Raw genomic sequence first — 6,491 nt, forward strand, 5'->3', positions numbered from 1 at the left:
GCCGCGGGCTCATGCTGCGCCAGAAGCAGCCACTGGACGTACGCCGAGAAGCGGACATTGATCCTCATGGCCAGCTTCTGCTCAGGGGGAAGCTCTCTTTCGATCGTTGCCCTGCGTAGCTAGCAAAAAATGCATCGTCGGAAGGCCCGTAGCCGGTACGCAGGCGATGCCGTAGGCTGCGTTCGGCCGGACTGGACGGATGGTGGCGTTCATCAGCTCTCAGCGCAATCGAAGGAGCCGGACATGCCGTGGGTCGAATGCGTGACGACGGTGCCGGAAACGGAGGCGCTCGCCCGGTGCGCTTGCGAGAAGACGGTGACCTGAGGCGCGCCGATGAAGGCCATCGTTCTCGGCGCGGCGGCTGGTGGTGGTTTTCCGCAATGGAATTGCCGATGCCGGGTCTGTGCGCTTGCCTGGAGCAGGGATCCTCGCGCGCCCTGGCGGACGCAATCGAGCCTTGCAGTGACGCTCGACGGCGAGAGTTGGGTCGTGCTGAACGCGTCGCCCGATCTCGGCAGCCAGATCCGGGCAACGCCAGGTTTGTGGCCGCGTGGGGAGCGGCATTCGCCGATCAGCGCGGTCATACTCAGCAGCGCCGAGATCGACCATGTCACCGGGCTGCTCAGCCTGCGCGAGCGACATTCGTTCGATCTGATTGCGTTTATGCCTGTTCTCGATGCGGTCGGAGCCAATGCGATGTTCGCCGCAGTGCCGGCGCGTCGCGTGGCCGCGAGCGCCTCGGCTCCCATCATGCTGGCTGGCGGACTGACGGCGGAGCTGTTTCCCGTTCCCGGCAAGGCGCCGCTCTATCTCGAGGGCAACGACCCTCGGCTCGAGTCCGAGGCCGGTGAAACGGCAGGTATCCGGATCAGCGGCCGCGGGCGATCCATCGTCTACATCCCAGGCTGCGCCGCCTTGTCCGACGACGTGCGTGCCAAGGCGGACAGCGCGGACATGCTGTTCTTCGACGGCACCTTGTTCACCGATGACGAGATGATCCGGGCTGGCGTCGGCGAAAAGACCGGCCGCCGCATGGGGCATATGCCGATCACAGGCGCCGACGGCTCACTGGCCTGGCTTGCAGGGCTCTCGGCCGCGCGGAAGGTCTACATCCACCTCAACAACACCAATCCGGCGTTGATCGAGGGATCGCCAGAACGTCTCATGATCGAAGCTGCCGGTGTCGCGGTGGCCTATGACGGCATGGAGATGACGCTGTGACCGCTTTGCTATCGCCCGAGGAACTGGAACAGCGCCTGCGCGAGGTCGGTGAGGCGCGTTATCACGACAAGCATCCTTTCCATGCGCGCTTGCACTCCGGCCAATGCACCAAGGGCGAGGTTCAGGCCTGGGCCCTCAACCGCTTCGTCTACCAGGCCCACATCCCTGTGAAGGATGCCTTTCTCATCGCCCGGACAAATGATCCCGCGCTCCGGCGGGCCTGGCGCCAGCGCCTCGTCGACCATGACGGCGAGGGGGATGGCGAGGGCGGAATCGAGCGCTGGCTCCGGCTCTGCGAAAGCCTGGGCCTGGCGCGCGCGGACGTGCAGGCCCATCGCGGCGTGCTGCCGGCGACACGCTTTGCGGTCGAGGCCTATGTCAATTTCGTGCGGGAGCGCCCGCTGCTCGAAGCGGTCGCTTCCTCGCTGACCGAGCTGTTCTCACCGAAGGTCATCCGCCATCGCGTCGAGGGCATGCTGGCACATTACGATTTCGTCAGTCCGGAAAGCCTGAGCTATTTTACCGCTCGCCCGGAGCAGGCACGGCGCGATGTCGAGACCGCCCTTGGCTATGTGACGGCCCATGCCCGCACGCCGGCGGAGCAGCGGGCTGTCATTGCGGCGCTGGAATTCAAATGCGACGTGCTCTGGGCGATGCTGGACGCGCTTCATCACGCCTATGTCGGGCCCGGCCATGTTCCGCCCGGCGCCTTCGTGCCGGCGCACTCATGATCGCGTTCACAGGTGCTGGTACTGCGGCGGCGCGGATAGGTGAGGCATTTGTCCCCCAAGTCGCAGCTGCGTCAAACGCCTTGATAGGTCCGGTAGATGAAATCGCTGCGCTCGGAAGCGGCCTCGGCTTCCGCCAGCGCAACCACTCCCTCATGCAGCGGCGACAAAGAGCAGGCGGGATCTGTCGCGGACGCGTCCCCCGCGAGCGCCATGGCCTGGCAACGGCAGCCACCGAAGTCCAGTTCCTTCCGCGCGCAACTGCGGCACGGCTCCTTCATCCAGTCGTTGCCACGGAAGGCATTGAAGGCAGCGCCGCGATACCAGATCTCCGACAGGCTGGCGTCGCGCACATTGTCGAATGTCAGCCCGACGATCGTCTCGGCAGCATGGCAAGGCAAGGCGCGTCCCGACGGCGTGACGTTCATCAGCCGCGCGCCCCAGCCGCCCATGCAGGCCTTTGGGTAGCGGGCATAGTAATCGGGCAGCACGCTATCGATGACGAGGCGCCCGGCTGTGCGGCGCCGGGCCTCGTCGACTTGCACCATCGCGATTTCGACCTGCCGGCGCGTCGGCATCAGCCTGGCGCGGTTGATCAGGCCCCAACCGTAATACTGCACATGGGCAATTTCGATCCGCGCCGCGCCCCAATCTTCGGCGAGCGCAACAAGAGCGGGAATCTCGTGCACGTTCTCCCGATGGATGACGGCATTGACGGTAAGGCGCAGCCCCAGTCGGGCGATGGCGGCAGCGACGGCATGCTTGCGCGCCGAGGCCCCCTCGTAGCCGGCAACATGATCGCATGTCTTCGCGTCGACCGCCTGTACCGAGAGCTGGATATGATCGAGACCGGCCGCGGCCACCGCGTCCAGCACGGCCGGCTGAAAGCCGACGCCGGAGGTGATCATGTTGGTATATAGGCCGGCGTCATGCGCGTGCACGACAAGTTCGGCGATGTCGCGCCGCAGCATCGGCTCGCCACCCGAAAAATAGATATGCAGGACGCCGAGCGCCGCCGCTTCATCCATCAGCCGCTTCCAGTCGGAGGTCGAGAGTTCCTGCGAGCGTCGGTCGAGTTCGAGGGGGTTGGAGCAATAGGGGCAGCGCAGGGAGCAGCGATGCGTCAGTTCCGCCAGCAAGCCCATGGGCGGCGGCAATGCCGGCCGGGCCGGGGTGGCTTGCGGGAGCGTCTCGACATCGCTCACAGATCGATCATCCTCTGATCGGCGAGGCCGCGCAGAAACGCGACGACGTCAGCGGCGATCTCGTCGCGGTTCGCCTCGAACGTCGTCGCCAGTTCCTGCGCTATGGCCTCGATGCTGCGCACGCCATCGATGCGCTGCAGGATTTCAAGCGCGATCTCGTCGGGTTCGAAGACGCGTTCCGGACCAAGCAGGAACCATTGCCGGCGGGTCTCATCGAAGCGCAGACGAACGCCACGGGGCAGTGCCGGGACAATGGCTGCGATATCGATATGCGTGGCGTCGGCTTTCATGGGGCGGCGGCTCGCGCGAATTCGTCAAGCACCAGATCATGCGACGATGCCGAGGCCGCCTCGCGTGCATGGAAACCGATCGCTATACCGCAACATCTATTCCTTGGCGCCGGCCGGGGAAGGCGCCTCTGCGTTCCGCCTGCAGCGATACCCTGGCGCTCAGAACCGAAACGTCAGAGCTTGGCGGGAGCGTAGGACGTCACTTCGCAGCCGACCGTCACTTCGATGATCGCGGGCTTTTTCCACTTGCGCATGATCGGTATCTCCAGATCGTCGCCAGCTTTCGCAACCGAAAGCGGGGGAAGGTTACATCCGGCAACAGCGTGTTGCAAACGAAGCCGACGGCCGGGTGGCGTCATCTCGCTACGTGGGTGAAGGACCAGCCTTCCTTCAAGAACCGGCCCGCGTCGCCTCATTGCGGGACCAAACGCCCAAGGCCTGCTACTGGGCGAGAATCCACTTCACGAGGCTTTCGGCATCCTCCGGCGAAACGCTCGGTTGAGGCGGCATCGGCGTTTGTCCCCAATTGCCGCCGCCGCCCTTCACGACCCTTTCACTCAGGGTCTTGATCGCGGCTTCATCCTTGCCATAGCGCTCGGCCACGGCCTTGAAGGCTGGCCCGATCATCTTCCGTTCGGCGTGGTGGCAGGCCACGCAGTTCTTGCTCCTGGCCAGTTCGGGGCTTGCGAAAGCGCTTGACGATGTCAGAAGCGCGGCGAAAAGGGCCGTCGCGAGTTGGCGAAAGTCAGGCATGGGCAGGATTCCCTCATGCGCGATCCGGATCGGACGGTATCGCAGGGCCGGCGCCTCCACAGATGAATGGGCAGCCGCGCCGCCGCTTTGGCGGGTGCGGCTGCCGGATGCGCTCAGTTGGGCTTGAGCTGATAGACGTCGCCCTGATCGGTGGCGACGTACATGCTACCGTCCGGCGCCTGCACGACGGAGCGGAAGCGCCCGGCCGGCATCGGCAGGGACACCGTGCTGCGGGTGGCGGACGAGCCGTCGGGCTTGATGTCGAGCACGTCGAGGCGGTTGCCGACCGGCGTTCCGTGAATGCCGATCCCCATGAAGGTCACCACCATCCGGCCGTTCCACTCCTTCCACTGCGGGCCGTCCAGGAACACGCAGGACGACATGCCCTGCGAAAGCAGGTCGTTGTTCCAGGCGGGCTTCATCGCGTTGGGATAGGTCTTGGTGTCGGTCATCGGCATGAATGCCGACCGCTCCTTCGGATCCACCGCGCCCATCTGGTTCGGCGAGTATCCGCAATAGTTGTCAGGACAGTCGCCGCGCCCGCCAACGTTCGGACGCGGATCCCACCCCGCGTTGCCGCCGGCCGTGAGCGCCGTCACCTCATCGCTATGCCAGGGGCCATTCTCCGCCGTGTAGGGCTGGTTGCTGCCGGGGCGGAAACAGATGCCTTGCGGGTTGCGATGTCCGTAGGTGAAGACGCGCGGATCGAAGCCCTGTGGCGGGTTGTTGCCGGGCGCGGCCTTGCCGTCCCGGTCGACACGGAGCACTTTTCCGCCGATGCGGGTCGGGCTTTGCGGCACCTCGCCGTTATGGGTGTCGCCCGTCGTCACGTAGAGGAAGCCGTCGGCCGGACCGAAGCGCAGGCGCCCGCCATTATGCGCCCCGGCATCGCCGAAGGGATGGTTGCTGGGCGCCGGCTTGTAGGCGATGTCGGTGACGATATCCTGCCGGTTCGAAACCTTGGTCAGATCGGGACTGACCGTCAGCCGCAGGACCCGATTGGTACCCGGCGCGGTCATGTTCGACGCCGAGGCCACGTAGATGAAGCGGTTGGTGGCGAAGTTGGGGTCGATCGCCACACCGTACATGCCGGCCTGACCGCCGCAGAAGAGGTCGGATGCGGTGTCAGGGTAGTTCTTGGAATCCTTGATGCCGAGCAAGGCGTTGATCTTGCCGGATGGGAGCCGGACCGAGAGTCCGCTGCACTTCTCGGTGAAGAACATCGTGCTGTCGGGCAGGAAGGCCATGTCCCAGGTGAGGTCACGACCTGACATGACGGCGGTGCTGGTGAGTCCGGGAGTTTGGGCCACCGCCGCCCCGGACAGGATGAATGAGGTCAGTAAGGCATAGGGCAACACGAAGCGAACACGTCGAGTCATCGATGTCTCCTCCGAGCTTGTAAGCCTCCCCATTTGATCGGACCCGCGATCCGCAGGCCTTGGCCGAAATCGCTGTTCGGCCGCATGATTGTTATGTGACGGCCATAATTTGCGCAACATCGTTTCTCGGCGAGCCAGCGCCGATGTGTAAGGCAACCTCTGGGCCTTCGCCTCGACAGTCAGATTGATCGGGCAGTCCGAGCGTGGGTCGTTCATGCGCATCCCAAAAACCGGTTGCAATATGAAATCGGCCGATCTAGGTTAAAACCGATTGCATAACGCAATCAGAACTGCGGATGCGCCGCGTGAGGAAGGGACGTGGCATGGCCAAGCCCGTGTCCGGAATGAACCGGCCCCTGGACGGCTGCGTCGACCCTATGGCGTTTGAGCCAAGCCTACGCTCTTCCGCCACTTCATCGGGGACATGCGCGGCCTGGCCCGGCAGCGTGCAAACATGATGACGGAGATGAAAAGATGAAGCTCAACGCCTCAATCACCATCACGCCGATCCTCGTTGCCGACCTGTTCGTCGAGGGTGAGCGGATGCCGGTCTACGTGCACGTCATCGACCATCCCGATGCGCGCATACTGGTCGACACCGGCATGACGGAGTTGCACCCGGCGGTGGCCGAGCTCAATCCCCACCTCTATCCACTGAACAAGCAGGACTTCGACCTCGCCGGCATCGACATCGTCGTCAACACACACCTGCACGCCGACCATTGCGGCGGCAACCACCTCTTCGCCGGCAAGCAGATCTACGTCCAGCGTCGTGAGCTCGACAACGCGCATAGCGACGAGGGTGAATACCCCATTCGCGAATGGGTCGACGCGCCCGGCGTGCGGTATGTGCAGGTCGATGGCGAACTCGAGCTGCTTCCCGGGCTCCGGCTCGTCCCGGCGCCGGGACATACG

At 64.5% G+C, this 6,491-nt stretch carries 8 protein-coding genes; 3 read left to right on the forward strand and 5 right to left on the reverse strand.

The features are described 5' to 3' along the window. Positions 1-333 precede the first annotated feature (333 nt). Together pqqB and pqqC are read left to right on the forward strand one after the other, a co-directional pair. The gene (gene pqqB / locus ACTIF2_RS21525; protein WP_439499159.1) at positions 334-1,221 is read left to right on the forward strand and encodes a pyrroloquinoline quinone biosynthesis protein PqqB; all 888 of its coding nucleotides are present in this window, start codon (positions 334-336) and stop codon (positions 1,219-1,221) included. After that, the gene (gene pqqC, locus ACTIF2_RS21530; RefSeq protein ID WP_439499160.1) at positions 1,218-1,952 is read left to right on the forward strand and encodes a pyrroloquinoline-quinone synthase PqqC; all 735 of its coding nucleotides are present in this window, start codon (positions 1,218-1,220) and stop codon (positions 1,950-1,952) included. The genes pqqB and pqqC overlap by 4 nt, the downstream gene beginning before the upstream one ends. 71 nt (positions 1,953-2,023) lie before the next feature. Here pqqC and pqqE read toward each other — a convergent pair whose 3' ends face one another. The 5 genes from pqqE to ACTIF2_RS21555 form a co-directional block, all read right to left on the reverse strand. Then, a complete protein-coding gene (pqqE, locus tag ACTIF2_RS21535; protein ID WP_439499173.1) occupies positions 2,024-3,094 on the reverse strand; it encodes a pyrroloquinoline quinone biosynthesis protein PqqE in 1,071 nt (356 codons plus the stop codon). 56 nt (positions 3,095-3,150) lie between these two features. Further along, entirely contained in the window at positions 3,151-3,444 is a 294-nt protein-coding gene (pqqD, locus tag ACTIF2_RS21540) for a pyrroloquinoline quinone biosynthesis peptide chaperone PqqD (RefSeq protein ID WP_439499161.1), read from the reverse strand. A gap of 173 nt (positions 3,445-3,617) precedes the next feature. Next, a complete protein-coding gene (gene pqqA / locus ACTIF2_RS21545) occupies positions 3,618-3,860 on the reverse strand; it encodes a pyrroloquinoline quinone precursor peptide PqqA (RefSeq protein WP_439499162.1) in 243 nt (80 codons plus the stop codon). Between the two features lie 25 nt (positions 3,861-3,885). Then, positions 3,886-4,197 carry a c-type cytochrome gene (locus ACTIF2_RS21550; RefSeq protein WP_439499163.1) on the reverse strand — a complete coding sequence of 104 codons (312 nt, stop codon included), beginning with the start codon at positions 4,195-4,197 and terminating at the stop codon, positions 3,886-3,888. A gap of 113 nt (positions 4,198-4,310) precedes the next feature. Beyond that, positions 4,311-5,792: a PQQ-dependent sugar dehydrogenase gene (locus tag ACTIF2_RS21555; protein WP_439499164.1), complete on the reverse strand. Its 1,482-nt coding sequence runs from the start codon at positions 5,790-5,792 to the stop codon at positions 4,311-4,313. Positions 5,793-6,050: 258 nt separating this feature from the next. Here ACTIF2_RS21555 and ACTIF2_RS21560 point away from each other — a divergent pair. Beyond that, a partial coding sequence (locus ACTIF2_RS21560) for an MBL fold metallo-hydrolase (RefSeq protein WP_439499165.1) occupies positions 6,051-6,491 on the forward strand: 441 nt, incomplete at its 3' end.

The sequence above is a fragment of the Allobosea sp. genome (assembly GCF_051860145.1).
Classification (GTDB): Bacteria; Pseudomonadota; Alphaproteobacteria; order Rhizobiales; family Beijerinckiaceae; genus Allobosea.

What these genes read in the sequence shown, in the direction of transcription:
- pqqA (WP_439499162.1), bottom strand. Translation starts at nt 3,860, where the DNA reads ATGAGGCGACGCGGGCCGGTTCTTGAAGGAAGGCTGGTCCTTCACCCA.
- pqqE (WP_439499173.1), bottom strand. Translation starts at nt 3,094, where the DNA reads ATGGGCTTGCTGGCGGAACTGACGCATCGCTGCTCCCTGCGCTGCCCC.
- ACTIF2_RS21555 (WP_439499164.1), bottom strand. Translation starts at nt 5,792, where the DNA reads ATGAACGACCCACGCTCGGACTGCCCGATCAATCTGACTGTCGAGGCG.
- pqqB (WP_439499159.1), top strand. Translation starts at nt 334, where the DNA reads ATGAAGGCCATCGTTCTCGGCGCGGCGGCTGGTGGTGGTTTTCCGCAA.
- ACTIF2_RS21550 (WP_439499163.1), bottom strand. Translation starts at nt 4,197, where the DNA reads ATGCCTGACTTTCGCCAACTCGCGACGGCCCTTTTCGCCGCGCTTCTG.
- pqqD (WP_439499161.1), bottom strand. Translation starts at nt 3,444, where the DNA reads ATGAAAGCCGACGCCACGCATATCGATATCGCAGCCATTGTCCCGGCA.